This is a genomic window from Propionivibrio dicarboxylicus (assembly GCF_900099695.1).
Lineage (GTDB): Bacteria > Pseudomonadota > Gammaproteobacteria > Burkholderiales > Rhodocyclaceae > Propionivibrio > Propionivibrio dicarboxylicus.
In genome coordinates, this window is the sequence record NZ_FNCY01000001.1 from 134,730 (window position 1) to 158,826 (window position 24,097).

At 58.4% G+C, this 24,097-nt stretch carries 27 protein-coding genes and 1 pseudogene; 18 read left to right on the plus strand and 10 right to left on the minus strand.

Features of this window, described 5'->3' with window-relative positions:
* Window positions 1-7: 7 nt before the first annotated feature.
* Window positions 8-1,735 (plus strand): HesA/MoeB/ThiF family protein, encoded by a 1,728-nt coding sequence (locus BLR25_RS00645; protein ID WP_091931850.1) that lies wholly within the window; start codon window positions 8-10, stop codon window positions 1,733-1,735.
* A complete protein-coding gene (locus tag BLR25_RS21870; RefSeq protein ID WP_091931853.1) occupies window positions 1,728-2,213 on the plus strand; it encodes a Mov34/MPN/PAD-1 family protein in 486 nt (161 codons plus the stop codon). The genes BLR25_RS00645 and BLR25_RS21870 overlap by 8 nt, the downstream gene beginning before the upstream one ends.
* A 179-nt stretch (window positions 2,214-2,392) precedes the next feature.
* Here the strand turns inward: BLR25_RS21870 and BLR25_RS00655 are convergent, their stop codons facing one another.
* Window positions 2,393-2,815 carry a helix-turn-helix domain-containing protein gene (locus BLR25_RS00655; protein WP_176785691.1) on the minus strand — a complete coding sequence of 141 codons (423 nt, stop codon included), beginning with the start codon at window positions 2,813-2,815 and terminating at the stop codon, window positions 2,393-2,395.
* A gap of 143 nt (window positions 2,816-2,958) precedes the next feature.
* On the opposite strand from BLR25_RS00655, the gene BLR25_RS00660 reads away from it, so the two are divergent.
* From BLR25_RS00660 to BLR25_RS20825, 8 genes and pseudogenes are all read left to right on the plus strand, one after another.
* On the plus strand, window positions 2,959-3,189 hold the full coding sequence (locus BLR25_RS00660; protein WP_091933527.1) for a DNA-binding protein: 231 nt from the start codon (window positions 2,959-2,961) through the stop codon (window positions 3,187-3,189).
* 239 nt (window positions 3,190-3,428) lie between these two features.
* Window positions 3,429-4,391, plus strand: coding sequence for a hypothetical protein (locus BLR25_RS00665; RefSeq protein ID WP_143009718.1), 963 nt, complete (start codon window positions 3,429-3,431; stop codon window positions 4,389-4,391).
* A gap of 12 nt (window positions 4,392-4,403) precedes the next feature.
* Window positions 4,404-6,392: a DDE-type integrase/transposase/recombinase gene (locus BLR25_RS00670; protein WP_091931863.1), complete on the plus strand. Its 1,989-nt coding sequence runs from the start codon at window positions 4,404-4,406 to the stop codon at window positions 6,390-6,392.
* A gap of 1 nt (window position 6,393) precedes the next feature.
* Window positions 6,394-7,368, plus strand: a complete 975-nt coding sequence (locus tag BLR25_RS00675) for a TniB family NTP-binding protein (protein WP_091931866.1) — start codon at window positions 6,394-6,396, stop codon at window positions 7,366-7,368.
* A complete protein-coding gene (locus tag BLR25_RS00680) occupies window positions 7,365-8,387 on the plus strand; it encodes a TniQ family protein (protein WP_091931870.1) in 1,023 nt (340 codons plus the stop codon). Before BLR25_RS00675 ends, BLR25_RS00680 begins: the two co-directional genes overlap by 4 nt.
* A gap of 2 nt (window positions 8,388-8,389) precedes the next feature.
* Window positions 8,390-8,854 (plus strand): annotated as a pseudogene (locus BLR25_RS21875) (TniQ family protein); the annotation flags it as partial.
* Window positions 8,855-9,055: 201 nt separating this feature from the next.
* Window positions 9,056-9,493 carry a DEAD/DEAH box helicase family protein gene (locus tag BLR25_RS21590; RefSeq protein ID WP_245715435.1) on the plus strand — a complete coding sequence of 146 codons (438 nt, stop codon included), beginning with the start codon at window positions 9,056-9,058 and terminating at the stop codon, window positions 9,491-9,493.
* 250 nt (window positions 9,494-9,743) lie between these two features.
* Window positions 9,744-9,959, plus strand: coding sequence for a hypothetical protein (locus BLR25_RS20825; protein ID WP_143009719.1), 216 nt, complete (start codon window positions 9,744-9,746; stop codon window positions 9,957-9,959).
* Between the two features lie 257 nt (window positions 9,960-10,216).
* Here the strand turns inward: BLR25_RS20825 and BLR25_RS00695 are convergent, their stop codons facing one another.
* The gene (locus tag BLR25_RS00695) at window positions 10,217-10,465 is read right to left on the minus strand and encodes a MoaD/ThiS family protein (RefSeq protein WP_091933531.1); all 249 of its coding nucleotides are present in this window, start codon (window positions 10,463-10,465) and stop codon (window positions 10,217-10,219) included.
* An 81-nt stretch (window positions 10,466-10,546) separates the two neighbouring features.
* Complete coding sequence (locus BLR25_RS00700) at window positions 10,547-12,277, minus strand: aldehyde ferredoxin oxidoreductase family protein (protein ID WP_091931882.1); 1,731 nt, start codon at window positions 12,275-12,277, stop codon at window positions 10,547-10,549.
* A gap of 321 nt (window positions 12,278-12,598) precedes the next feature.
* Here BLR25_RS00700 and BLR25_RS00705 point away from each other — a divergent pair, with 321 nt between their 5' ends.
* From BLR25_RS00705 to BLR25_RS00715, 3 genes are all read left to right on the plus strand, one after another.
* Window positions 12,599-14,056: a heterodisulfide reductase-related iron-sulfur binding cluster gene (locus tag BLR25_RS00705; protein ID WP_091931886.1), complete on the plus strand. Its 1,458-nt coding sequence runs from the start codon at window positions 12,599-12,601 to the stop codon at window positions 14,054-14,056.
* A 199-nt stretch (window positions 14,057-14,255) separates the two neighbouring features.
* Window positions 14,256-16,169, plus strand: a complete 1,914-nt coding sequence (locus BLR25_RS00710) for a sigma-54-dependent Fis family transcriptional regulator (RefSeq protein WP_091931890.1) — start codon at window positions 14,256-14,258, stop codon at window positions 16,167-16,169.
* 34 nt (window positions 16,170-16,203) lie between these two features.
* On the plus strand, window positions 16,204-16,485 hold the full coding sequence (locus tag BLR25_RS00715) for a thiamine S protein (RefSeq protein WP_091931893.1): 282 nt from the start codon (window positions 16,204-16,206) through the stop codon (window positions 16,483-16,485).
* Here BLR25_RS00715 and BLR25_RS21155 read toward each other — a convergent pair.
* Window positions 16,472-16,639, minus strand: a complete 168-nt coding sequence (locus BLR25_RS21155) for a hypothetical protein (RefSeq protein ID WP_176785693.1) — start codon at window positions 16,637-16,639, stop codon at window positions 16,472-16,474. The two genes, BLR25_RS00715 and BLR25_RS21155, sit on opposite strands and share 14 nt — an antisense overlap.
* 45 nt (window positions 16,640-16,684) lie before the next feature.
* On the opposite strand from BLR25_RS21155, the gene BLR25_RS00720 reads away from it, so the two are divergent.
* From BLR25_RS00720 to BLR25_RS00740, 4 genes are all read left to right on the plus strand, one after another.
* Window positions 16,685-17,467 (plus strand): UDP-2,3-diacylglucosamine diphosphatase, encoded by a 783-nt coding sequence (locus BLR25_RS00720; RefSeq protein ID WP_091931896.1) that lies wholly within the window; start codon window positions 16,685-16,687, stop codon window positions 17,465-17,467.
* Window positions 17,455-18,648, plus strand: a complete 1,194-nt coding sequence (locus tag BLR25_RS00725) for a glycosyltransferase (protein WP_091931900.1) — start codon at window positions 17,455-17,457, stop codon at window positions 18,646-18,648. The genes BLR25_RS00720 and BLR25_RS00725 overlap by 13 nt, the downstream gene beginning before the upstream one ends.
* 280 nt (window positions 18,649-18,928) lie before the next feature.
* Window positions 18,929-19,996: a glycosyltransferase family 4 protein gene (locus BLR25_RS00735; protein WP_218122586.1), complete on the plus strand. Its 1,068-nt coding sequence runs from the start codon at window positions 18,929-18,931 to the stop codon at window positions 19,994-19,996.
* A gap of 53 nt (window positions 19,997-20,049) precedes the next feature.
* Entirely contained in the window at window positions 20,050-20,427 is a 378-nt protein-coding gene (locus BLR25_RS00740) for a diacylglycerol kinase (RefSeq protein ID WP_091931911.1), read from the plus strand.
* 35 nt (window positions 20,428-20,462) lie between these two features.
* On the opposite strand, the gene BLR25_RS20830 is transcribed toward BLR25_RS00740, so the two are convergent.
* Entirely contained in the window at window positions 20,463-20,837 is a 375-nt protein-coding gene (locus BLR25_RS20830) for a hypothetical protein (protein WP_143009721.1), read from the minus strand.
* 367 nt (window positions 20,838-21,204) lie between these two features.
* Between BLR25_RS20830 and BLR25_RS00750 the strand changes: the two genes are divergently transcribed.
* On the plus strand, window positions 21,205-21,618 hold the full coding sequence (locus BLR25_RS00750) for a hypothetical protein (RefSeq protein WP_143009722.1): 414 nt from the start codon (window positions 21,205-21,207) through the stop codon (window positions 21,616-21,618).
* Window positions 21,619-21,669: 51 nt separating this feature from the next.
* On the opposite strand, the gene BLR25_RS00755 is transcribed toward BLR25_RS00750, so the two are convergent.
* From BLR25_RS00755 to BLR25_RS00775, 5 genes are all read right to left on the minus strand, one after another.
* Window positions 21,670-22,143, minus strand: coding sequence for a GNAT family N-acetyltransferase (locus tag BLR25_RS00755; RefSeq protein WP_091931926.1), 474 nt, complete (start codon window positions 22,141-22,143; stop codon window positions 21,670-21,672).
* A gap of 64 nt (window positions 22,144-22,207) precedes the next feature.
* The gene (locus BLR25_RS00760; RefSeq protein WP_245715436.1) at window positions 22,208-22,525 is read right to left on the minus strand and encodes a NifB/NifX family molybdenum-iron cluster-binding protein; all 318 of its coding nucleotides are present in this window, start codon (window positions 22,523-22,525) and stop codon (window positions 22,208-22,210) included.
* Window positions 22,526-22,615: 90 nt separating this feature from the next.
* A complete protein-coding gene (locus tag BLR25_RS00765; protein ID WP_091931930.1) occupies window positions 22,616-22,798 on the minus strand; it encodes a hypothetical protein in 183 nt (60 codons plus the stop codon).
* Window positions 22,799-22,815: 17 nt separating this feature from the next.
* Window positions 22,816-23,241 (minus strand): TOBE domain-containing protein, encoded by a 426-nt coding sequence (locus BLR25_RS00770; protein WP_091931934.1) that lies wholly within the window; start codon window positions 23,239-23,241, stop codon window positions 22,816-22,818.
* Between the two features lie 83 nt (window positions 23,242-23,324).
* The gene (locus BLR25_RS00775) at window positions 23,325-23,870 is read right to left on the minus strand and encodes a nitrogen fixation protein NifQ (protein ID WP_091931939.1); all 546 of its coding nucleotides are present in this window, start codon (window positions 23,868-23,870) and stop codon (window positions 23,325-23,327) included.
* Window positions 23,871-24,097: the final 227 nt, after the last annotated feature.

Sequence of the window (24,097 nt, forward strand, 5' to 3'; positions counted from 1 at the left end):
GGTCTGCATGGTCAAACCTTTTGCCGTCGCTGCAAAGGCAGTTGAGGCGTGGATAACTGACGCTGGAAGGCCGTTTGCAACCCGTGTAGAAAGCGTGCCGGGGTCGTCAAAACCGATGGCGTGGAAGTTCAAAGTATCCCACCCGCGGTTACTGCACGATACTGCGAAGCTCTCTCTGCCCCGTGACTTCCCTGCAACCCCTGCCCAAATCTATCTGCACAAAGACCACTGTTTGGTTCTTCCACACGTGGAAGAGACGGGAAAGGTCTGCTTAGGCGTGGAAGCAACCCCTGACGACTATGCCAACCCCGTTCAAGCCATAGGCCGGGTCCTTAGTGCGTTCGAGCATTTCCTGACGCAATGCAATGACGAAGACTGGATAGCTTCCGAGCTCAGGCGTGAGTGTTGGTCTTACTGGATGCGGTTTTGCGACAAAGTTGCATCACGCAGGAATGCGCGACCGACGCCCAAACATCTGTATGTGGCCATCCGGGGGCTGACAACGATTGAGGAAGGCTCACTAGCCATCTACTTGGTCGGTACCGGCCGTCAGAAAGTAAAAGCCGTTGTTGCTTGCCATGGGGACACGGACCCGCATAGCTTGGCGCGACGTCACGGCATATCTGACGGTCAATTGGCTCGTGGGACAGCACTGTTCGTCCCTCTACCCATTGGCCAGGATTGGCGGCCCGGTGTTTGGCCTCAGGACTTTGAAGACCTTGACATGCTGGTGGGCCAACTATCGGATAACGCGGTATCCGTTATTTCGTGGCTACAGCAGTTCGCCGACAAGCCGCGGCAGTTGTTCCTTGTGGCTTTTGTTCAAGGCCAGTTCGTATATGCTTACCAGTTGTGTCCGCCACTGGTTCAAAGACTGACACCACCTGCCATCGAGCCACTTCCAGCGATTCGGTTGGACGCCGAATGGTCCCTGACGCGAGGCTATGGCTCGGATGAGTTCGCCAGCCGGCAGGATAAACGCGTCTTGGTTCTTGGCTGCGGCTCCTTGGGTAGTCCGGTAATCGAACTTCTGGCCCGCGCCGGCGTAGGTAGCATCATCATCGTCGACCCCGACTTGTTCTTGCCGGAGAACTGTTCACGACACGTTCTTGGCTTATCATCGGCGTATCAAGGCAAAGCAACGCGGCTTGCCGAGCGTTTGACCCGAGAAATCCCCGGAGTGACCGTCCAAGGAGTGTCTGCCTTAGCCAGCTCTTGGGTGAGCGACCGGGCAACACCTGGCATGTTTGACCTGGTGGTTGATTGCACAGGCGAGAGTTCCGTGCGAGCTCTCTTGAGCCAGTATCGGCATAGCGCTTTTCAGGGCACGCCTATCGCGCATGCCTGGCTTGAGCCGTTCTGCGCAGCCGCACACGTCGTTCTAGTGGGGGCGGCCGATGCTTGGCCGATGTCGGACCCCGCTGATGCTTTGGTCAATGCCGCCGAGTGGCCAGAATCGACGAAGCACGAGATACCCGCGTGCGGAGCCGGGTTCCACCCCTATGGCGTTGCTGACACCTGGCAAGCAGCGGGTTTTGCTGCTGAGCGGCTATTAAGTGCCCTTGGCCGGGCGTCAGGTGACTCGGCGATTTGGTCGTGGGTGCGCTCCAAGGCTTACTTTGACGCACTCAATGTTGGTGCAAGGCCCAGAGCAATTGTCCCGTTGGCTGGCAGTGAGCAAGACTCCAGGATGCTGTCACGAGGCTACGACGAGGTACTAAATCCCAATGGCTGACCAGAGCCTTCGCTTCCGCTTGCCTGGCGCTGCGTGGAGCCTTGAGATACCCTCGGATAGCTTGTCTGTGCTCAAGAAGCATGCACAATGTGGTTGGATGAAACGAGAGGTCGTTGGCCAACTTTACGCTCTCGACCTCACGAAAGAGGTTGTCGTAGTCGATATGGTCACGAAACTCCCAGCACAATGGTCTGCGTTCGCTGGCGTTGGTTTCGACCTTCGAGACGCGGAAGCCGAACGAGAGCGACTTTTTGAACAAGGGCTTCACTGTCTTGGGTTTTGGCATACGCATCCGGAACCAATACCGTACCCGTCGGGAACGGACCTCCAGATGGCTGCTGACCATGCTAACGCATCAAAGAGCCTGTTTACTGGGCTCCTTTTTTTGATTGTGGGGAAAGCTCCGTTCCCACAGGGGCTTGGTGTTTGGCTTCACGACGGCCATCAGGCATTGCGAGCTGCACCAGAGGAGCTGTGAAGAGACATTCACCCTGGCTTAAGTGGATGCTTCGAAGGAACATTTCAATTCTCGGAACTTTGAGTCCCCTGAGCGGAGTTGTACTCCCGCTTTGCTCTTGGTGCTGTTAGGCCAAGGGGGATGTTTTCCGCAGTCAATTTTTTGGCCGGCACGCTATCCTCCGGCCTCCTGGCGCGATGCTAGGAACGCAGGTGCTTGGCAATCAACTCTGCCGGGTCTAGCGTTTCGCTGGCGTTCGCATCGGCCGTGCTCAGGTAGGCTCGAAGAAACTCGAACATGGCATAACGGGCCTCCGCCCCTAATCTACCGTCGGGTTGCCCCTGCGCATATTTTTCGACCAATTCGAAAACACGCTTCTCCAGACTGCGCTGTTCCTCCGCTGCAGGTGGGCTTTTGCGCCCAAACAGGACGTAGTTGAGGTCTATGCCGCTGTTTCCTATTGCCGACAAGAATCTGACGGTAGGTGACCGTGATTCGCTTTCGTATTGGCCTTGAGCCAGTCGCTGAACCCCGGCAGCTTCCGCGAACTGTGCTTGGGTAAAGCCTAAGCGCTCGCGCTCTTCCCTGAGTCGTCGTCCAAAGCCAGCCGGAATAATGGTCATTTGTGCACTCATGTAGAAATTATTGTCGCCGGGTCGACAATTGAAATCAAAGATGATAGATTGATTTCAATTGAATTTATTTAGGCGCAAAAATCACGATAATAGCATGCAAAATATAACACTAAATGCGCAAAGTGCCAACTATGTTCGAAAGTACCAAACGTGTTCGTGTGATTTTTGAAGAGGCCGGAATACCGGTTTCTTCATGGGCTCGAGCCAACGGCTTTTCGACCGGGCTTGTCTATCAAGTTCTGGAGGGGAAGCGGAAGTGCCTGCGTGGGCAGAGCCATCAGATAGCTGTGGCGCTGGGTTTAAAAACGGGGCTAGCGAGTTCCTTGGAGCAGTTGAACGAGCGGTTGCACCGGGAAGAGTAACTATTGCCCGACCGATTTGATGGAGGAGAGATGAGGTAGAACGCAAAAAAGCCGGAAGTCCTTGATGGTCATCCGGCTTCGCCCTGCCCAGGCAGGAGGTGATTCTTGGTTGGCGCTAAGAGTATCTCCAAGCCAGGCGGCGAAGTCAAGAGATTTGTTGTCTTTTGAAACCGTGCTTTGCGTAAGTGCATGCATATGCATGTCCTGCTGCTGCGCTAAGGCTCAGCTTGGAGAGTTCCATGGCGACGAAGAAAAGGAAGTTCAGAAAATCCCCGAAGCCTCTCGTGGAGGTGCCCGGCGCACCTATTCGTCACCTTGCCGAATGCAGCCCTCATCGAACCACCGGGGGGCGATTTGTGGAAGGTATAACTCAGTTCGATGCCGAGTACGAATCCCACATTGAGAGCGGCGTGCTTAACCACCTGCTCCTCTGCCATGATGTTCGTGCCATCACCTCACAGGCCAGTGAAGAGCCCTATTCGCTGGAAGGCAAGATTCGCCACCATATCCCTGATTTCACCGTTGATGCGTTTGTTGATGGTCTTCGGCTCGAAGTCAAATCATTGACTTTCCTGGTTCGAGAAGATTCCCTGGACAAATACGTCGCGATAGCTCGGGCGTACCGGGAGAGACAGATACCCTTTGCTTTCTTGGTGGACGCTCAACTGGCAGAAGAGCCACGAAGCTCTTCCGTGAAGCTGTTGTCGCGGTACGTTACCTCACGAGTTCCGGCAAATAATGTCGCTCGAATCACTGAAACTTTGACGGCGGGTCCTCTCTCGATTCTCGATTTGATGACGCGCGCCTCCGTTGAACTAGTCGATGTGTGGTCGATGATAGCGACCCGAAAAATCTGCTTTGACTGGAGCATACCTCTTCACCCTCGCACGACAGTCGTCAGCCTGCCCGCGCAACCTTTTGGAGGATTAGCCCTTGAGTCGATTATTGGTTCGGGCAGGTACAGTGGTCTTCTGGCAGAAATGGCTATGGGTCGTCGACCGGCAAATAAACCACTCCTGGCGGATGCGGCGACTTGGCGACGGAGTCGTCAGCCTGTTAGCCCACGGGGATTTTTTGGTGGCGCTGTCCTTGGGGCGCCTCTACGTAGTCTCACCGAGGAGGAGCGCCTATTTCGAAACGCTTACCACCGAGGAGGTTTCTCGCTTGGTCAGGTCGCTGGTTCAATCGACGCCGGCAAGTGAGCGGGACGAAAAATGGGCCACTTTTACTTCGAGAAGGGATTGGTTGTAAAACGACTCGGTCAATTCCTTGAGTATTCGTCTCGTTGTGGAGATGAACTGTATTTCGAGAATCCGGAGACTGGTAAGCGGGAGACGATAGAGGAGTCTTCATTCTGGGAAGAGCAACAAACCGGGCGCCTCGCCGTCTTGACTGCGTTTTCCTCGCCAAAGGCGTTGCTATTACCAGAGGAGCCGGAGCCAACAATCGATGTAACTTTGGCCGATATCCCCGAAAAGCATCAAGATGAAGTGATAAGGCGGCACGACTACATCAGCCGCTTGAAGGCAGCAGGAATCACCAAAGGTCAGAAGCAGCTTATTCGAGAAGAAGCTGAAAAGATAGCCAAGGAAATTGATGACCCACGCGGGGTGCCGAGTGAATCCACTTTGCGCCGCTGGTGGCGGCTATTTGAGAAAAACAGTTACAACGTCTTTGCGCTGGTGAATAAGAACGCCAGGAAAAGCCCGGCCAAACGGCTGGATGGTGAAAGCGAGAAATATCTTCAAGACAATATTGAGGAGGTCTATTTACAGCCAACTCGGCCCGGGGGCGCTTCGGCCTATCGTCAGTACAAAGATACCCTGGAGCGGGAAAACTCGCTACGGCAACTGAACGGAGAGCAATTGCTCACCTTGGTGTCAGAGCGCACCTACCTGAACCGCATCAAGCTGCTGCCTAAAGAAGAGGTGTTGGTGGCGCGGTTAGGACGGGAAGCCGCCAGGCACACGCTCAAAATGATTAAGGGCCATCTACCGGCGGACTTCCCGCTGGACTGCGCGGAGCTTGACCATACGCCGATGAACCTCTATGTCATTGATGACCGCGCGTTGCTTCCCCTTGGGAGGCCCTGGCTAACAGCCATCAAAGACCGTCGGACCGGCATGTTACTTGGCTTCTTTATCTCGTTTCACCAAACCGGACTGCGTTCGATTTTTGGGGCCATTAAGCACTCTTTGCTTTCGCATAATCGCGCTTACGAGATTTGGCCTGAGCTCGAAAACCCTTGGCCGGCACATGGCTGTGCCGTGAAATATGTTTCGGACCGTGGAGCGGATTTCTTAAGCAAGCGATGCAAGGCAGCGATTCTTTCGTTGGGGAGCGGATACGAGCATTGCGAGCGTCGTACCCCCTGGTTGAAAGCCTCCATCGAGAGATTCTTCCTGACACTGGAACAGACTTTTTTTGAGATGCTTCCCGGAAGAACTTTTTCCTGCCTTAAGGAGCGTGGCGATTATGACCCCGCAAAGGATGCGGTAATCAGAGTCTCAACCCTCGCCTTCTTGTTGCACAAATGGGCGGTTGACCATCACAACGTCTTTCCGAACAAAAGAACGCAGGAAATACCGCTACTGGTATGGAAGGAATTGGTAGGCGTGGCTCCGCCGCCATATCCGGCCAGCATTGACGCACTGGATATTATCCTGGGCGAGCGACATACGGGGTGCCTATCACACGAAGGAATACGGTTTCAATGGCTCAACTATGCCGACGACACATTGGCTGAAATGATGAAGCAGCTTGGTAGAGATACAAGGGTCGACTATGTCGTGTCATCGGAAAATTTGGGGCAAATTCATGTGCAGAACCCACGGACAAAAGAGTACATCCTGGTGCCATGTACTCGCCCTGACTATGCGCAAGGACTTAGCCTACACCAGCACAAATGCTTGCGAAAAGAAGCTGGCGTTAGGCTGAAGGCAGTGACTGCTGTCGATACCCTGAGAGAAACCCGGCTAATGATTAATGACCGAATCCGTGAGGAAATCGCCAACAAAGAGAACATTCCCAAGGCGCGCCTAGCAAAACTTGCCGAGATTAACTCCAACGCCATTCTGAATGGCGAATCGAGAACTATCCTGACCCCATTCGCCGGCCAGCAGCTTTCCAGGCAAACCCCGTTAGAAATTAAACAGGCCACCGCCCCCATCACCGACATACCGATTTTTGCCTGGGGCATCTGACATGGGCGCAGCAGTTTTCCAAACGAAGTCCATTTTCCAGGGCTTGGAGAAGGCACAACCTAAAGACTTGGCGCCAGACGATAGAAGACTCCTGGCTTTGCGTGGAACCGAAGTGGAACGCGCGGAATTTACACGCGTGGTCTCAATTGCGGTGCCCTCTTACCGGCGCAGTATGAAATTTATGGAAACTCTTCTGGAAAAATCGGACAAATTCAAAAGCCCTGGTGGGTTGTGGATATTCGGTGGCGGAGGAGAGGGGAAGTCGTTTATTTTGCAGGCCTTCCTGTGTAAGCACCTGCCTGTCGAAACGACGGAAAGATATGTGTGCCCTGTTTTGTATCTTCGATTTGACGGTAGGCCGGCTGAATCGGAGATTTATCTATCAATTCTCCTGAAACTTGGCCAGAACCCGGAGTCAGTCAGATTCGATAGCAACAGCAAACTTCGCCAACTTGCGAGTAATGCGCTAAAGCAGTGCAACGTCAAAATCATTTTGTTTGACGAAGCACAACATCTATTTCTGTCCGTATCGGGAAATCGAACCAGAGACCGATTTGGTGGGGTTTTAGGCGACTCGCTCAAGACACTTTATGACCAACTTGAGTCGGTTGCTTTCGTATTTGCCGGGACTCCGGGTTTGGAGGCCATCTTGGCGGATACTCAAATTTCGACGCGCTGGCCTGGAACGCTGAAGCTTGAATCCTTCAAATATGATGAGATTTTTATTGGCCTCCTGGGGGCGCTTGATAGCGCGCTACCGATGGAGGAATTATCCGGATTAGCCGACGAGGAATTGAGCAAGAAAATCTATGAAACGTGCGGCGGCAACTTTCGTCGCTTGAAAAACTTCCTTGCAGATGCAGTAGCCATCGCAGCTTCAGCAGGTGCCAAATCAATATCAATGGTGCATTTTGCCAAGGCCCATTTCCAGATTTTCTGTGTCGAACAAACCCCATTTGGGCTCGTCGACATATGAGCGAATTTCGAGTAATCCACCGAGTGACGCCATTTCCCGAAGAGTACGTGCTCGGGTACCTCCACCGTGTGGCAGAAAAGAACGGCATCAAAGGCATTCAGAGTCTGTTGTCCGATGCATTGGGAACGCCACGGCATTCGGTATCTTTAACGGTGGTGACAAAGCTCGCGACTTACTGTCGCTTGTATCCGGAAGAGGTGGAGCAACTGTCCGGGATTGAGAGACGCAACCACGATGGAGTGCGGTCATGGCAAGTGTGCGGCGAATGGGTTACCAAAGCAGCGTTCATCGCCCCGAATCATCGCAAGTTTTGTCCCTGCTGCTTACGCGAAGCACCTTTTGTCAGAGGGTGTTGGCAACTGGTTTTCTACAATGCTTGCGCTCGCCATCGAACGCGCCTGCTGGATTGTTGCCCGAAGTGTCGAAAGCGGCTGAACTGGACAGCACATCGCCTTGAGTATTGCGCCTGTGGTTACAAACTCGCAGATGCCGAGGCACTTCACGCATCGAACGACGCGTTAACCATGTCGTTCCTAATCGAGCTACGTGGCGGCGCTCGAGTACCTCCGGGAGAGTCCTTGGGGGTCGGTCACAGAGAGTTTGACCTCCTGGCCGGCTTGAGTTTGGATGGCCTGCATAAAACGATATGGTTTCTCGGACATTGCCTCAAAGACTTGGGACGTTATGGGACGGGGCACGGGAGGCTAAAGCGCGGTCAAACCGAGGTGGATTTGATGATAAGGCACACTTTTGAGTTGCTAAAGGATTGGCCAAAGGGATTCGGCGACTTACTGGCCGAATACGCGCGGCGCCCACCGGCAGATTACCAGGGGCCCCTCGAAGGAAGGCTGCTTGGTCCAGTACAGCGGTATTTGCGACAGGAACTGGATGGCGAGGAAATGGCGTTTATTCGATTGACATATGAGCAGCATCTGCGAACCATTTGGCAGGAGTTCGGACATAAGCATCGACTTCGGCGTGTCCGGCAACTTGAATTCGATTTCGAAAAACAGGAGTAACGGTGGCTGACCGAAAGGAATTAATCTCCAAAGTCCTGTCCGATATCCAAGCCAACAATCACCTCGCTGCTAGCTGCCCGACGCGCCAGCGAATATTCGGGACCCCTGCTCCGATAGACGGTGAGGCATTTAGCTCCTGGCTTTGGCGCACAACAAGTGGGGTTGGCATTTCAACGAGGGCATTCCGTAAGATTCTCGGATTGGAGGTACCCCCTGGTTGGGTTGACGCCGGCTGGTATCAGCCAGACTGGAGCCGGTTCGCCGAGGTCTTCGCGCTACCGGTCGAGGATTTTCGGAGGCTTGAGCCTCCGGTGGACAGTCCGTTCCGGCGTGCCGATTTCGCTTGCGTTACAACCAGCATATTTCACAAACTTCCCGTCTATCGATTCTGCGAGAGCTGTATGCGGAACGACAAAACACCGCACATCCGGTGGCTGTGGCGATTGAAATGCGCCTTTGTGTGTCCAACTCACGACAGCGTGCTACGAGACCGGTGCCCGCACTGCGGACATTTGTTTCAACTACCAATTCAGGATTGGGTACGTGGGAAGGTTAACCTGCTTCTTTGCGGCCTGTGCGGTGAAAGCCTGGTCGACTGTCAGCCAGTAACGCTGCCGCACGAACTTCACTATTACGTGCTCGGGAGGCAGACGGAGTTGCTTTGCCTTATGTCTGAAAAGAAAAAACCTCCTTGTGCCTCCGGGCTGCCCACCCCTGTTGAGCCACCCCTGTTGCGTGTTAGCCCTAGCGGTTACATCGACGTCGACCGCGACGATAACGCAACGAAGCTTTTTCGGTATCTGCTTTCTAGCCTGGCTAACAAAGGTCAACTGTGCTCAGCCGATAACGTGCGTCAATTTCGCAGCTATTTGTTGGAAGTTCCTGTCCCGCAGGAATCTGGAGACCCCAAATCGCTGGCGTTGGGATTTGCCGGATACAAATTGTTTGGATACGAAAGTATTTACATTCAGGAGCATCTAACCAAATGCCAGAGTGGGACGTACTGGTATCCACCGAGTGATGAAATGCTCACATCAAGAGCAAATCAGGGAATGTGCCAGGCAGCGCGGGAATGGATAGACCTTCTCGATACGTTGCCGTCGTAGGACGACTACGTTTCCATACCGGGTGTATCTAGTCCTAATCGACAAGATAAGCCTTCCGCCATGCAGCCTAATAATAGACTGCTATATTGTATTGACGTCGATAAAAGTCTAATATTGGGCTATGGACCTGTATCAACTAACGAATGATGAAGTGGCGCAACGCATAGCTGCCTCGCTACGAGCTTGGCGGGTAGCGCGTGGGGGTGCAGCGACAACCCAGGAGGTCCTGGCTAAGCGGGCTGGAATCGGCTTGACGCCTCTCAAGAGATTCGAAAAAACGGGCGCCATTACTCTGCGCAATCTAATCGCAATTTTGCGCGCTATGGAGTTGCTGGAGAATTTTGACGGCGTATTTCCCGACCCGGATTCCCCCAGCCCGCTCGATATTTTGGCGGCTGAACAGAAAAAGGCCAAGAGGGCGCGAAAACGCGCGCCCCGGTCGTCGGTCGCAGTGTCAAAGAAATGATGCGGCCAGTTCGCTTGGTTGCTCAAGACAGACGAGGGGCAAGTTGAATTGCGGAGAGTCCGAAAAGGAGCAACTTCAGTTGCCGAATCTCCGGGGGTCATGTTGCGAAAATATTGGTAATGTACTGATTTATAAGGCGCGCATGGGGGCAAGTTGAATTGCGGACGATAGCAACCGGCAGTTTGTCTCGGCGCCCGGATGTTTTCGCTGTTTTCCCGACGATGGGTGCCGCATCGCCTGCACGCCCGAGACAGGGATCAGCCCCCGCCAATGGCCGGAAAGACCGAAACGACGTCGCCCGACTGAAGGACACGCGTCGCCAAGTCGGGCTTGAGTACGTGTCGCCCATTGACGAAGGCGATATGCGCGAGATTGAGCGGCACGCCGAGCGTCGTCAGCGCATCGGCCACCGTCGCCGTATCGGGAAGTTCGAGCGGGACTTCCGTGCTCGCGCCCGGCGGCAGGTAATCCCGGAGTGTCGCGAAGAGTCTCAGCCTGATATTCATCGCCGCCATTAAAGAAAAATCCGGCGTGGCAACAACGGCCACGCCGGCCTAAAACGCCCTTGCGGGCGCGTCATGATGCCATCAAAAATCCCAGAACGCGTCGAGTTCCTCCGGCGTGAAGTCCCACATCACGTTATGCGGCGGAATCGCCTCATAGTTGAAGAACTCCGGCAGGCGGTCATGCTCCTTGGAAAGACCGGCCGCCAGATTGAACTGGCGTTCGAGCTTGAGCACCGACTTGCCCAGCGCCGTCACGTCGTCACCAGTCAGGGCGATCCCGTAGCGGGCGTTGATCATGTCGATCAGGGAACTCAGGCACTCCGGAATATCCAGTGCCGGGAAGGCGATGAACAGGCACATGCCAGTCGAGTCGATGGCGGCCGTGGCGATCTGCAGGTTGCGCGCCAGTTCCACCTGGCCGACCTTCGACAGGGGATCGACATGCCCACCGACGTTGAGAATATTGGTGGCGATCGAATAGCCGGAGGTATGGTCGGCGCCCATGGTGCCCATCGCATAGGTCACGCCGATGCCCTTGACGGCGCGCGGATCGTAGGCCGGGATGCCCTGATTCTTGACCACCGGCACCCGCACGATACCGAAGGAACGACCGACATGCGCCGCGCCGCCGCCGAGCACGCGACCGAGCGGCGTGCCTTTGCCGATTTCATCGCGCAGCATGCGCACGACTTCCTTGCCGTCGCCGAACTTCAGCACGCCCGCTTCCATCGCCACGCCAAACATGACCGCGGTCTCGATACTGTCGGCGCCGATGTCGTCCATGACATGGTCGGCCTCGGCAATGTCGTCGAGATCTTCGATGCAGCAGTTGGCGCCCATCCCCCAGATCGTCTCGTACTCGAACCCCGAGGTCAGGTACTTGCCTTCCTTGTCGAGATAGACCTGCGAGCACTGGATCTGGCAACCGGCGTGACACCCGTGCGTCGGCGAACCGCCACGGGCAACGATCGTGGCATGCATCGTCTCGCCGGAAATCTTGTCATGCCCGTCGAATTGTCCGCTGGTGAAGTTGCGCGTCGGCAAGCCGCCGGCTTCGTTGAGGATATTCACCAGCACGTCGGTGCCATAGGTCGGCAGCCCCTGGCCGCTGACCGGGTGATCGAGCAGCGTCTTGGCGAAGAGCCGGGCGGCCTCCTTGAATTTCGGACCGTCCTTGGGCATCACGGGCGGCGTGCCGGTATCGTCGATCGAAATGAACTTGATCCGCTTCGAGCCCATCACCGCGCCCAACCCGCCGCGGCCGATGCTGCGAATGCGCGAATCCGGATCGGCGACCGAAATGTTCGCGGTCAGCATCTTCATCTCGCCGACCGGTCCGATCGCGATGACGCCGACGGCCAGGCCGTAGCGCGCCTGCACCTGGTTGATCAGACAATAGTTGCCGGCACCGACCAGTTCCTTCTCTTCCGCGATGGTGATGGCATTTTTCGTGACATGCACGCTGTACCACTCGTCATCTTTCGGCTGCCCTTCGATGATCAGCGCCTGAATGCCGAGCTTGGCGAGCATCTTGGCGGCCGTGCCGCCGGCGTTCGACTCCTTGATGCCGCCGGTCAGCGGGCTCTTTGCGCCGGCCGAAATGCGGCCCGAATTGGCGGCTGCGGTACCCGACAGCAGGCCGGGGGCGAAGACCAGCTTGTTGTTCGGCCCCAGCGCGTGGCAGGTCGGCGGAACCTCATTGGCGACGATGGTCGAGGTCAGGGCCCTCCCGCCCAGACCGGCCCACGCCTCGGGAACGGTCTCTATCCGGGTGGAACGATCCGTCATATTGATGCGAACGATTTTATCCATGTTTTTCTCCGGGGGGTGTGACACGACAGCCAGCAGGCGTCGACATTGAAGAGTTGCGCGTACAGGGGCTTTCGAAAAAAGACCGATGCGCCCTGCCCTCCACTCTGATAACAGTATTCGACCGGGCGAAACCGGACACAAGCAAACCCGGAACATTCCTCTCCGGTTGTCACGTTTTGCCACACCTTTTCGCCCTCCCCGGGAGCGCGCACTGTCCCCAAATGACACACGGCCGGCGAACAATGCCGGCGGGACTTGCCGCCACGCCGCGTCTGGAGAATAGTCTGGACTCCGTATCCCGACGCGCCCCCAACGCCCCTCATGCCAGAGATCCCTCCCGAGCAATTCGTTCGCCAGACTATCGATCGCTGCACGGCGTGCGACTGGTGCCGCGAATACCTGGAAGAATCGACCTGCCTGTTCTTTCATCGGCTGTTTCGCCTGCACGACCGCCGGACGGCCGGCGGCGCGGCAATTACCGATACGGAAATGGAACAGCTCCCCGACCTCTGCAACCACTGCGGCTTGTGTCCCTGCATCGACATCCGTACCTTGATCCGACAAGCCAAGGACGGCTTCGCCAAGCGGCGTGGTGTGCCGATCACCGTTCGCGCCCTCGAAGACCTGCGCCTGCTCTCCCGAACCGCCGGCGCCGTTCCCCGCATCGCCAATGCCCTGCTCCAACACCGGCAGATCGGCCCGGGCCTGAAGCGCCTGGCCGGCATCCACCCGGATCGCAAGCTGCCGTCTTTTCCGCGGCAATCGTTCGACGTCTGGGTCCGCGCACGAAAACTCGACCAGCCGACACCCACCGACGGCCGCAAGGTCGCCTATTTCGTCGGATGCACGGCCCGCTATCTGTTTCCGGAAGTGGCGCGCGCGACGGTCGAGGTCCTCGAGCGCAACGGCGTCTCCGTCTATGTGCCGCCGCAGCGCTGTTGCAGCATGCCGAGCCTGCTCGAAGGCGATCGCGCGTTCACGCTGAAGAACGCGCGCTTCAACCTGGAATCCCTCGCGCAGGGGGTCGACGCCGGCTACGACATCATCTGCTCCTGCCCGACCTGCGGTTACTTCCTGAAATCGGTACAACCGGCCGAAGCCGTCTATTCGCCCGAATATCGCGCGCGCATCGCCCCGATCGCCGCAGAGGAGGGGAACAATCTCGAACGTATCGGCCGACGCCTGCGCGCCGAGGATCCCCTGCTCGGACAACGCCAGGACACGCTGATCCAGCGCGCCAGCAAGCCGATGACCCTCAAGTTCGTCCTCGCCGGACTGTTACGCGACCGTGGCTACTTCGCCGAATTCGACGGCATCCAGCGACTGAAAATCGCCAGCCGGACCTACGACCTCGGCGAATACCTCCGTGAACTGGACACGCAAAGGCAATTCGACCGCCGGTTCACGCCGGCATCCCCATCGCTGGCGTACTTTTCGCCCTGTCATCAGCGCGAACAGGAGATCGGCACGCCGTGGCTCGACGTGCTGGCAGGCGTTCCCGGCATCGACCTCCAGCGCTTTGGCGACACGCTCGACTGCTGCGGCCTGGGCGGCCTGATGGGCTACAAAACCGCCTTTCACGCCACGTCCGCCGCCATCGGCGGACGCCTGGCGCGCAAAGCACAGGCAACCGGGGCTGAGGAACTCGTGACCGACTGTCTCAGCTGTCGCATGCAGTTCAACCAACTGCTGCCACAGCGCGTCAGCCATCCGGTCGAACTGCTCGCCGCCGCCTACCGTGCCGCCGACAACGATGCCGTGAGCGGGGGCGAGCCCTAAGAGCCTATTTCCTGACGCATTCGAGCGACACGCAACGATCGACGCTCCACGCTCGCCACGCCTCGCCAGCCCCTTGGCGAACAGCATAATTTGCACCCCTCAGGAATTCCCTTGCAAGTAGAATGACTCCGCGCGGCCACATCAACCGCGCATGACACCGCCAAGGGACCGGCTGTCCATTATTGCGTCACGGGGGAACATGGAGTCTCCGACCAAACTCGATCGCGCCAGACTGCGTCGCGCCCGCGACCTGATGCTGAAACAGGGCGAGATACCCATGGGTTATCTCGTCAGCGCGCTGCTGACGCGCTCGTGGCGCCGCAGCCTCGACGCCGGCCTGGCGCCCGACGGCCGCCTGCCCGACCCGGGCAGGCTTTCGGCCAGCGAACTCGCGCGCAGCACCGAACGTCACCACGAGCTGATCGCCCATGCCCGCCCGGTGATGGAATACCTGCACGCACAGACGCGCAATTCCGGCAGCATGATCATTCTCTCGGACGACAAGGGCGTGCTGCTGCATGCGCTCGGCGACCCCGACTTCCTGACCCGCGCCGAGCGCGTCACGCTATCCCCCGGCGCCTCGTGGAATGAGCGTCATCGTGGCACCAACGCCATCGGCACCGCGCTTGCGGAAGGCAAGCCGCTCGTCGTGCATGGCGGCGAACATTTTCTCGAACGCAACGGATTCCTGTCGTGCGCGTCGGCGCCGCTTTCTGCGCCCGACGGTCGCATTCTCGGCGTCCTCGACATCTCCGGCGACGAACGCCAGCATCATCCGCATACTTTCGGTCTCATCCGGGCCGCCGCGCACATGGTGGAAAACCGCCTGTTCGACGCGCATCACGCCCGCAGCCTGCGCCTCCGCCTGCACCCCTTGGCCGAGGGCATCGGCACCTTTGCCGAGGGCATCGTGGCGCTCAGCGACGACGGCTGGCTGGTCGGGGCTAACCAGGCCGGCCTGGCACTGCTCGGGCTGCATGCCGGAGATCTGCGCATCACGCCGCTGGAACGACTCCTGCAACCGCGACTGGCCGACCTGCTCGACTGGAACCGCCGCTGCCCCGGCGAACCGATGCTGGTGGCGCGTACCGACGGCGAACGCCTGTTCGTGCGCGTCGATCCGCCCCAGGTTGTGCGCAGCGGAACGCCGCCCCCGGTCGCAAGCCCCACCACAACCGAAGCGCCGCGCAGTGCGCTTAAAGCGCTCGACACCGGCGATGAACGCGTGAGCGCGGCGATCGAAAAGGCACAAAAACTGATCGGCAAGCCGATCTCGCTGCTGTTGCATGGCGAGCCGGGCGTCGGCAAGGAATGTTTCGCGCGCGCCTTCCACGCCTCGGGCCCGCGCCAGGACGGCCCCTTCATCTCCGTCAACCTGGCGGCGCTGCAGCAAGAGCTGATCGAGACCGCGCTGTTCGGCTTCGCCCCCAGCCTGTGCCGCGAGGGGGCGCTCGGGCACATCCGCGAAGCGAATAAGGGCACGCTGTTTCTCGACCGCATCGAGGCCATTCCCCCAAGCATCCAGGCCCGCTTTCTCAAGGTCCTGCTGGATCGGCGCGTCACGCCGCTCGGCGGCGAAACGGAACCCGTCGATTTCGTCCTGATTTCGGCGACACACGCCAACCTCAAAGCGGAGATCGAGGCCGGACGCTTCGACGCCGATCTGTACTACCGACTCAGCGGCCTGACCCTGCAGCTGATTCCGCTTCGCCAGCGCAAGGATTTCACTGCCGTCGTCGCCAAGACACTCGAAGACCTCGCGCCTGATCGCCCCATCACGCTCGAACCGGCGCTCGCGACGGCATTCGCCGAGTACGCCTGGCCAGGCAATCTTCGCCAGCTGACCAACACGCTGCGTACCGCCATCGCCCTGCTCGACGCGGACGAGACACGGATCGGCTGGAACCATCTGTCGGACGACCTGGTCGAGGAATTACACTGGCGAGTGCCATCGACAGCCCCTGCGGCGGGAGAAACGACCGAGAACCTGCGCGAACTGTCCCAGGCCACCATTGGCCGGGCCATTGCCCTGAGTCACGGCAACATGTCCGAAGCTGCGCGGCGGCTCGGCATCAGCCGCAACACCCTGTATCGACGCCTGCAGAACAAGTAAGCACGCCGCCCATCAATAATAAGGAAGCCGGATCATGGCCGGGAACATTGAACTCCACGCCTTCATGGGCCTGGCCGACGTCTTTCGCCAGCGGCAGTGGTCGAACCCGCACGCCTTCTGTCTCGACGCCGATCTGACGGGGAAAGCGTTGCTGGCGGCGCTCGACATCGACGCATCCAATGTCGAAGTCATGTTCATCAATCGCAAGGCGTTCGCCGTCGATTGCGCCCGGATTCATCCGGGCGATCGCGTCGCGCTGGTCCCGCCGGGCGTTCCCGGCCCGCACCGCTTTCTGCTCGGATTCAAGAACCGGTAATCGCCGCCTCGTCTCGCCGGGCGATGCCCACGTCATCGGCGCGAACATCTTCCTCATTCTTCATGACTTCAGCGCTGCGGCGCCGCTTGTGTTTTCCCGGTTGCGGCGGACAAGGCGCCAGATCGAACGAAGGCCTTCGCAACACCACGGTCATCCAATCGTCTTAACGGCGTAACATTCGACGCGCAGGCTGTGCGCCATGCGTGTCGTGCGATCCATCTTCATCTCCGATATCCATTTGGGCACTCGTGCTTGCCAGGCAGACGCCCTGCTGGGCTTTCTGCGCGAGACACTTGCGGACAACCTGTTCCTGGTCGGTGACATCATCGATTTCTGGGCCATGCGTCGCCATGTTGTCTGGACAGAAGCCCAGAACACGGTCGTGCAGAAAATCCTGCGCCGGGCACGCCACGGTGAGCGCGTCGTCTTCATTCCCGGCAACCATGACGAAGCGCTACGCGATTATCTTGGCATCGCTTTCGGCGACATCCAGGTTGCCAGTGAAGTCGTGCATGAACTTGCCGATGGGCGCCGTTTTCTCTTGCTGCACGGCGACGAATTCGACCAGATTACGCGCCATCACCAATGGGTCGCGATTCTCGGCGACGTCATGTACAACGCGCTGGTCCGCGTCAACGCCCTGATTTCCTTCGTTCGGAGGCGATTCGGATGGCATTGCTACTGGTCGCTGGCCGGCTACGCGAAGCGCCGGATCAAGAAAGCAATGCAGTTCATTTTCGACTTCGAGGACGCGGCGATCCATGCCGCGCGTCAACGCGGCCTCGACGGCATCATCTGCGGTCATATTCATTGGGCCCAGATTCGCGAAATCGAAGGCCTCTGTTACGTCAATTGCGGAGACTGGGTCGATAGCTGCACCGCCATCGTCGAGCATCTCGACGGACGACTCGAACTTATCAACTGGGGCGCCGACATGGGCAACGCAATGCCGGCACAAAAGGAGGAAGCATGCGTGTCCTGATGGTTTCGGACGTCTATTTTCCACGCATCAACGGTGTCTCGACGGCCATCCAGACGTACCGGCAATCACTGCAAAAGAATGGCGTGGAGATCAGCCTGATCGCGCCGGACTACGGCAACACCGGCACCGAAGCCTGGATCGAGCGCGTGCCGTCTCGTGTCTTGCCGTGCGACCCCGAAGACCGGCTTGTGCATTGGCGTGCCATGCATGACGCCGTCGATCGCGCCGTTCGCGGCGGCTACGACCTGATTCACATCCAGACGCCTTTCGTCGCCCATTACGCTGGAATAGCGGCCGCACGGCGTTACAAAACGCCTGTCATAGCCACCTACCACACGCTGTTCGAGGAATATCTCAAGCATTACGCTCCCTTCGTTCCGTCCTGTTTATTGAGAGGCGCCACGCGGCGTTTCTCGCGCTGGCAGTGCAATTCTCTCGATGCCGTCATCGTTCCGTCGCGCGCAATTCATTCCCGATTGCTCAGTTATGGCGTAACGACGCCAATGCAGATACTGCCAACGGGAATTCCGCTGCAAGCGACCGTGCACGACAGCACCCGCGCGGAGTTCCGGGCGCGCTACGGCATCGCACCGACCCGGCCGGTGGCCTTGTTCGTCGGCCGTGTCGCGCATGAGAAAAACATTCATTACCTGCTCGAGGTCGCCGCCCTGGCGCGCGCATCGGTCCCCGATCTGCTGTTACTGATCGCCGGCGAAGGACCCGCCCTGGGCTTTCTGCAGGAACGGGTCAAGGCGCAAGGATTGGAGCGCAATGTTCAATTCATCGGCTATCTCGACCGACAAACCGAACTGCCCGCCTGCTATGCCGCAGCCGACGTTTTTGTCTTTGCCTCGCGCACTGAAACACAGGGCCTGGTACTGCTCGAAGCGATGGCCGCCGGTTTGCCCGTAGTGGCGTTGGCAGAGATGGGCACCATCGACATTCTCGGGGCGAAACGCGGCGCGGTCGTTCCTGAAGACTCACCCGCGGCCTTCGCCCGGATGTTGTCGCTCTTGCTGCTCGGCGAAGACTGGCGCAAGCGTCTTGCGGCAGAAGGCCGTAAATATGCAGCCGAGTGGTCGGACGAGCGATTGGCCGTCCGGATGGCTGCGTTGTATCGCGACGTCGTTGCCACCCACACGGGCGAGCAAGCGTCCGGTGTCGGTCTGCTGCCAATGTGAGCGTCGATGATATTCAACTATTTGGAGGGCTTCTGTTCGTGGCGACACAACGATTTTGTTATCACTGCCGACGCAGTCATCCGGTCGAAGAGATGCGTCAAGTTGTCACCCGCGGCCGTCTCCGATGGCGTTGCCGACGGAGTGTCATGGCGGCCCTGGCGAGTCGCGAGGAACGCGATCGCTTCGGTCGATCCGTCGCGACGATGAATCGCACCACCGCCCGAAAACCCCTGCCGCGTTGTGTGAGCGAACTGTTGGTCATATTACGGGACGATAAGGAATGGCGTTGAGAATCCTGATCATTAGCGATGCCTGGGAGCCACAGGTCAATGGCGTCGTTCGCACGCTGAAAATGACGCGCCGTGAACTCGAAGCAATGGGAAACGTGGTCGATATCATTTCCCCGCTCGAATTCCGCGCAATTCCCTGTCCGACCTACCCGGAAATCTCATTGGCATTGACGACGCGGCGCACACTCGAACGCCGCATCGACACATTTGCGCCGGATTGCCTTCACATCGCCACCGAGGGTCCGCTGGGATGGATGGCGCGACGTATCGCGCTCCGTCGCAAGTGGCCGTTCACAACCGCCTACCATAGCCGCTTCCCCGAATATGTGCAGCTGCGTTTCGGCATACCGCTGGATTGGACATACGCCTTGCTACGCAGATTTCATAACGCTGCACGAGCCACCCTGGCACCGACGCCGACCATCGTCGCCGATTTGCATGCGCGCGGTTTTCGCCATGCTCGCTTATGGTCACGCGGCGTCGATTTCGGCATTTTCACCGACACTGGGGATCGTGAAGCCACTCAACAAGGACCGATTTTCCTTTACGTCGGCCGCATCGCCGTCGAAAAACAGGTTGACGCCTTCCTGGCGCTGGATCTCCCCGGCGAAAAATGGGTGGCGGGCGAAGGGCCGGAGCGGGCGAAGTTGCAAGCACGTTTTCCCGACGCGCATTGGTTCGGTGTGCTCAAAGGCGAGGAATTGGCACGCTTGTATCGCTCGGCAGATGTGATGGTCTTTCCCAGCGTCACGGACACATTCGGGCTGGTGATGGTCGAATCGATGGCCTGCGGCACCCCGGTTGCCGCGTTTCTGGCCCCGGGACCGATCGACGTCATCGGCGAATCAGCCGGGGGCGTCATGCATCGGGATCTGCGCGAGGCGTGCCTGAGCGCACTCAAATTGTCGCGTAGCGCCGTGCGACAGCATGCCGAGAAATTCCCCTGGCACGCAGCGACGACGCAACTATTGGCGGCACTCCAAGTAATTCCAGATAAGTTGCGACGGCCTGAAACCAGCGCCCCCTGCTTATCGACTGCAGCAGGAAAGATTTCCTGAATAGCATCGTCACCCCCTGAATCCCCAGCCCCAGCTGGGTGAGGAGAACCATATTGCGTGAGGAAAGCCCATTCAAGGGAAAAACCGGCCTTCGCCGGATCTGGTGTGCGCTGAATTACAGTCTTGCCGGCTTGCGCGAAGCCTATCGGTGCGAGGACGCATTCCGACAGGAGACGCTACTTGCCCTTGTCCTGATGCCGCTGAGCTTTTTCCTGCCCGTCAGCGGCTCCGAGCGCGCCCTGATGATCGCCAGTGTCCTGCTCGTGCTCATTGTCGAACTGGTCAACTCGGCGATTGAAGCAGCCATCGATCGCATCTCACTCGATCGTCATCATTTGTCAAAACGCGCCAAGGATATCGGCAGTTCCGCCGTGCTACTGGCCTTGCTCAATATCGGGCTGGTCTGGTCTTGCGTGCTCTTCGGCAAGTGAAGGGCAAGATCGACGTAGTGATTGGGGAGCGGCTCTTACTTCTTTCCGCTTTCCGGAATTTTGGGGAGTCTGTTCAGCAGAATGAGAATCTCGCCGTCAGTCTTATCGTTCAGCAATTGCAGCCCCAACCTGACAAGATCCCTTTTCTTGACGTCCACGCCCTGATCGACGAGTTGTTCCTTCCTGGCAATCAGGGTGTCATATTCGGTCTTGAGCAACGAAAACCGCTCTCGAACGGGTTCATCCTTTTTCCTCAACGCCTCATCCAGCGGATAGGAAAAAGCACGCGCCAAGCGGCGTCTTTTTCCCGTGGTGACGGGCTCCGAATTCGGCGGGGTGGTTTTATCGTCGCCGTCATTGCCTTCACGCTGTTTCTTGGCGGCTGATCGAGGATTTTTTTGAGTATTCATCACGTGGTTTCGTTTTGCATCAACAGGAACGCTCCGGCGAGTCAAACACGACACGCCAGGATCATGACAAAGATCCATGACACAGATACTAGCGCAGGGAAATGATGCTTGCCTGACATCTGATGTTCATGCCAGCAGGTCAATTCACCTGAGTGCTTCGCGCCAAGCGCGGTCGGCACGAGCGCAATCTCGCGTCAATGGCCGTTTCTTTCGATTGAACAAGCATACCGAACTCATATTACAAATTGATTACGGACATTCATGAACAGCGCCTCCGGCACACCGTTCGCATGACACATTTCTGTCATCGTCCTTAAATCGTTGGATGCAACAATCCGCTGACATTCCATCACCGAGGGTTTTCTTCATGAGAACGCAAGAACACCAAATGCCTATCGGCGCCAAAGGGCACTTCCCATTCGACGAGCATTGCAGCGAACTGATCCGGCTGCTCAAATTACTCGATCTCAGCCCTTTGCACACGATTGCCAGCCAGACTTTCATTGAAAGATTCCGGCTCCTGGTCAACGCCGCCGACGCCTTCTTTCTTCATGAAGAAGAGCTGCTCGGACTCCATTCGATTCCCGGCGCGGTGAAGCAGCGCCATTTGGCGAGCCACAGAAGGATCCGCGATCTTTTTTATAGCGTTCATATTGACGCGATTAAAGGGAGAAACCAGACGGCCATTGAAATTTACGAACGGATTGGCACCGAAATCGAGCGCCACCTTTCGGAGTTCAGTGCTGATTTCAAGGAATATCTCCGACCCGTACGGCATTGATCTCCACCCCCGCGGTGCGATTGACGTCGCTACTCGCGGAGGATGATGCGCCTAGGCAAGGCGCCTTGGCCGATCCATCGTCTGCATTCTCAGCACCTGCATCGCCGAATGCTCGAAACCCAGCTTTTCGTAGAACGCCAGCGCGGGTGCGTTGTCCTTGTCGGACAACAGGGTGACGCGCGGCATGCCCTTGGCGGCGGCCCACGCCAACACATGTTCGACGAGCCGATGACCGAATCCACGGCCGCGCCAGGTCCGACTGACGACCACATCCTCAAGCAGCACGACGCGCCGGCCCTCGGCGGTGCTGACGGTGAATAGCGCGTTGGCCATGCCGGCGACGTTTCCGTCGATGCGCAGCACGAAGAGCTGGCCGACCGCCGGATTGTCGAGGATGAGATACAGCCCGGCGAGCTGCTTGTCGCGATCCGGCGTGAAATCGCTTTCGAGCGTGAAGAGCTCGGCCAGCAAATCGGCCATCGGTTCGAGGTCATCGTCGGTAGCGACGTCGATACGTGCTTCCATGTCTATCCAGTCAATCCGGCAGAACTGGTCGACACACGATAATGCCGTCCTTTGCCGTTGTCATTCAGTGCGTCCCGAACAGATCGTGCACCTTGCACAGCATCGTCGTGATGTCGAAGCGCGTTTCGGCGAGCGCTTCTCCGGCAAGCAGCTTGCGCACCGCTTCGCGCGGATCGATCTCGCCGGTGAGGATCACGCGCGCGCCGCGCGCCGCCATATGACGAAGGAAACCTTCGCCGGCACTGCCGGTGATCACCACGTCGGCACCGTCAAGCGGATGCGCGCCTTCACCGTAGTCGCCGAAATGATGGATCAGCTGCATCTTCTCCAGCACGATGCGCCGCGCATCGGGAATCGACGCGGCATCGGCGGCGGCGAACATCAGCCAGTCACGCGTCCGACCCGCATGTCCTGCGATCGTAACGAAATTCCGGGTACCAACAGCAATTTTCAACACATGCTCCTTTCATGCTCAGTGCCGATCCCGACTGCGTCGCCTGTCCGGCAAGGCGGCGCTGAGGGCCTCGTTATAACAGACGACGATGCCGGGTCTGGGAGCCCCTGTCGTCCACGCATCGATGGCAAGCTTCAGTTCGTCTGCGGGCGTGGAGAACGCGGCCAGCAGCACGGCGACTGCCAGGATTTTTGCGATCATGCGTCAGCACCTCGCGCTTACGACGGCACCGCCAAGATGACGTGCGAGGCTTTGATCAACGCACAGGCGTGCGTGCCTTTGGCGAGACCGAGGTCGTGGATGCTCTCGTTGGTGACCGTCGCCACGACGAGCTTGCCGCCCGGCAGCTCGATGACCACCTCGCCGTTAATCGCGCCTTCCTGGCAGCGCACGACCGTACCGCACAGCCTATTGCGCGCGCTGGTCTTTAGCGACGTATCGGTCGTCACGATGACCCACGGCGCCTTGATCAGCGCGTAGGCTTCGATGCCCGGCTTGAGGGCGAGTTGGTCGATGCTGTCGTTGGTGACGACCGCAGCGAGTTCGTCGCCACCGCCGATATCGAGGACGACTTCGGCGTTGATGGCGCCTTTCCTGAGCGATTTGACGCGGCCGAGGAATTGGTTGCGCGCACTGGTTTTCATATCTTATTTCCTGATGTGTTGATCGGTAAGAACGCATACCGCCAGCGATATGGCGCCCTGCGTCGGCAGTGTGGCCCGGACAATCAGTTGTCCTCCGGCCCGAAGCAGATTCTGAAATCGCAGCAGTCGGCGCAATGCGGTGACTTGCAGATCGGAATTCCCGAACGCTCGCACAGTTGCCGGTAGAAGAATTTCTTCCATTTCATGTCACCGACATTCTTCGCGGCGAGCGCCGGAAAATGCGTCGTCATCAGTTCCGAGAGAACCCTGCGACTGGGTAGCCCCATGTCCTGCCAGAGATGGTTCTCGCCCATCGCGGCGGTGGCGATGGCGTGCGCCAACCAGGTTTCCTGCACGCGTCCGCCGGCGCGATGGTCGAGCAGCAGCTCGACGAGGTCGTCGAACTCGTCGAGTTCGAACAGGCGGCCGCGTCCGCCGGCGACGGGTGACGCGCCGTTGCGGCAGTCGAGCCCCGGGAAGTATTCGTCGATCAGGTGGCTGAAGCCGTCTTCACTCAGGCCGCGGATCAGCGGCGCACGTCCGGCGCGCAAGGACATCGCGATGACGCCGGCGAAAGCCAGCGTGTCCGGGCGCTCGGGATGGCGGGCGAGAGAGAGGGGTAGCGTCATCGTGAGATCTCCTTTGCTGCTGATGTGTTGCCTGCGGGTCGTTCACTCCTAGCAAAAGTCCTTCCATCCCGCCGGGCCGGCAATTTCGTTGCGCGAATGTCGGATTCGCGACAAGACGCCCGGCCCCGGCAGCGCACTCTGTCGTGATCGCCACAAAGCCACCCGGCGCCACCGCGAGCGTCGACGTCGGTGACAGCTTGGCGCCGCACGTGCCGAAACACGCGGCC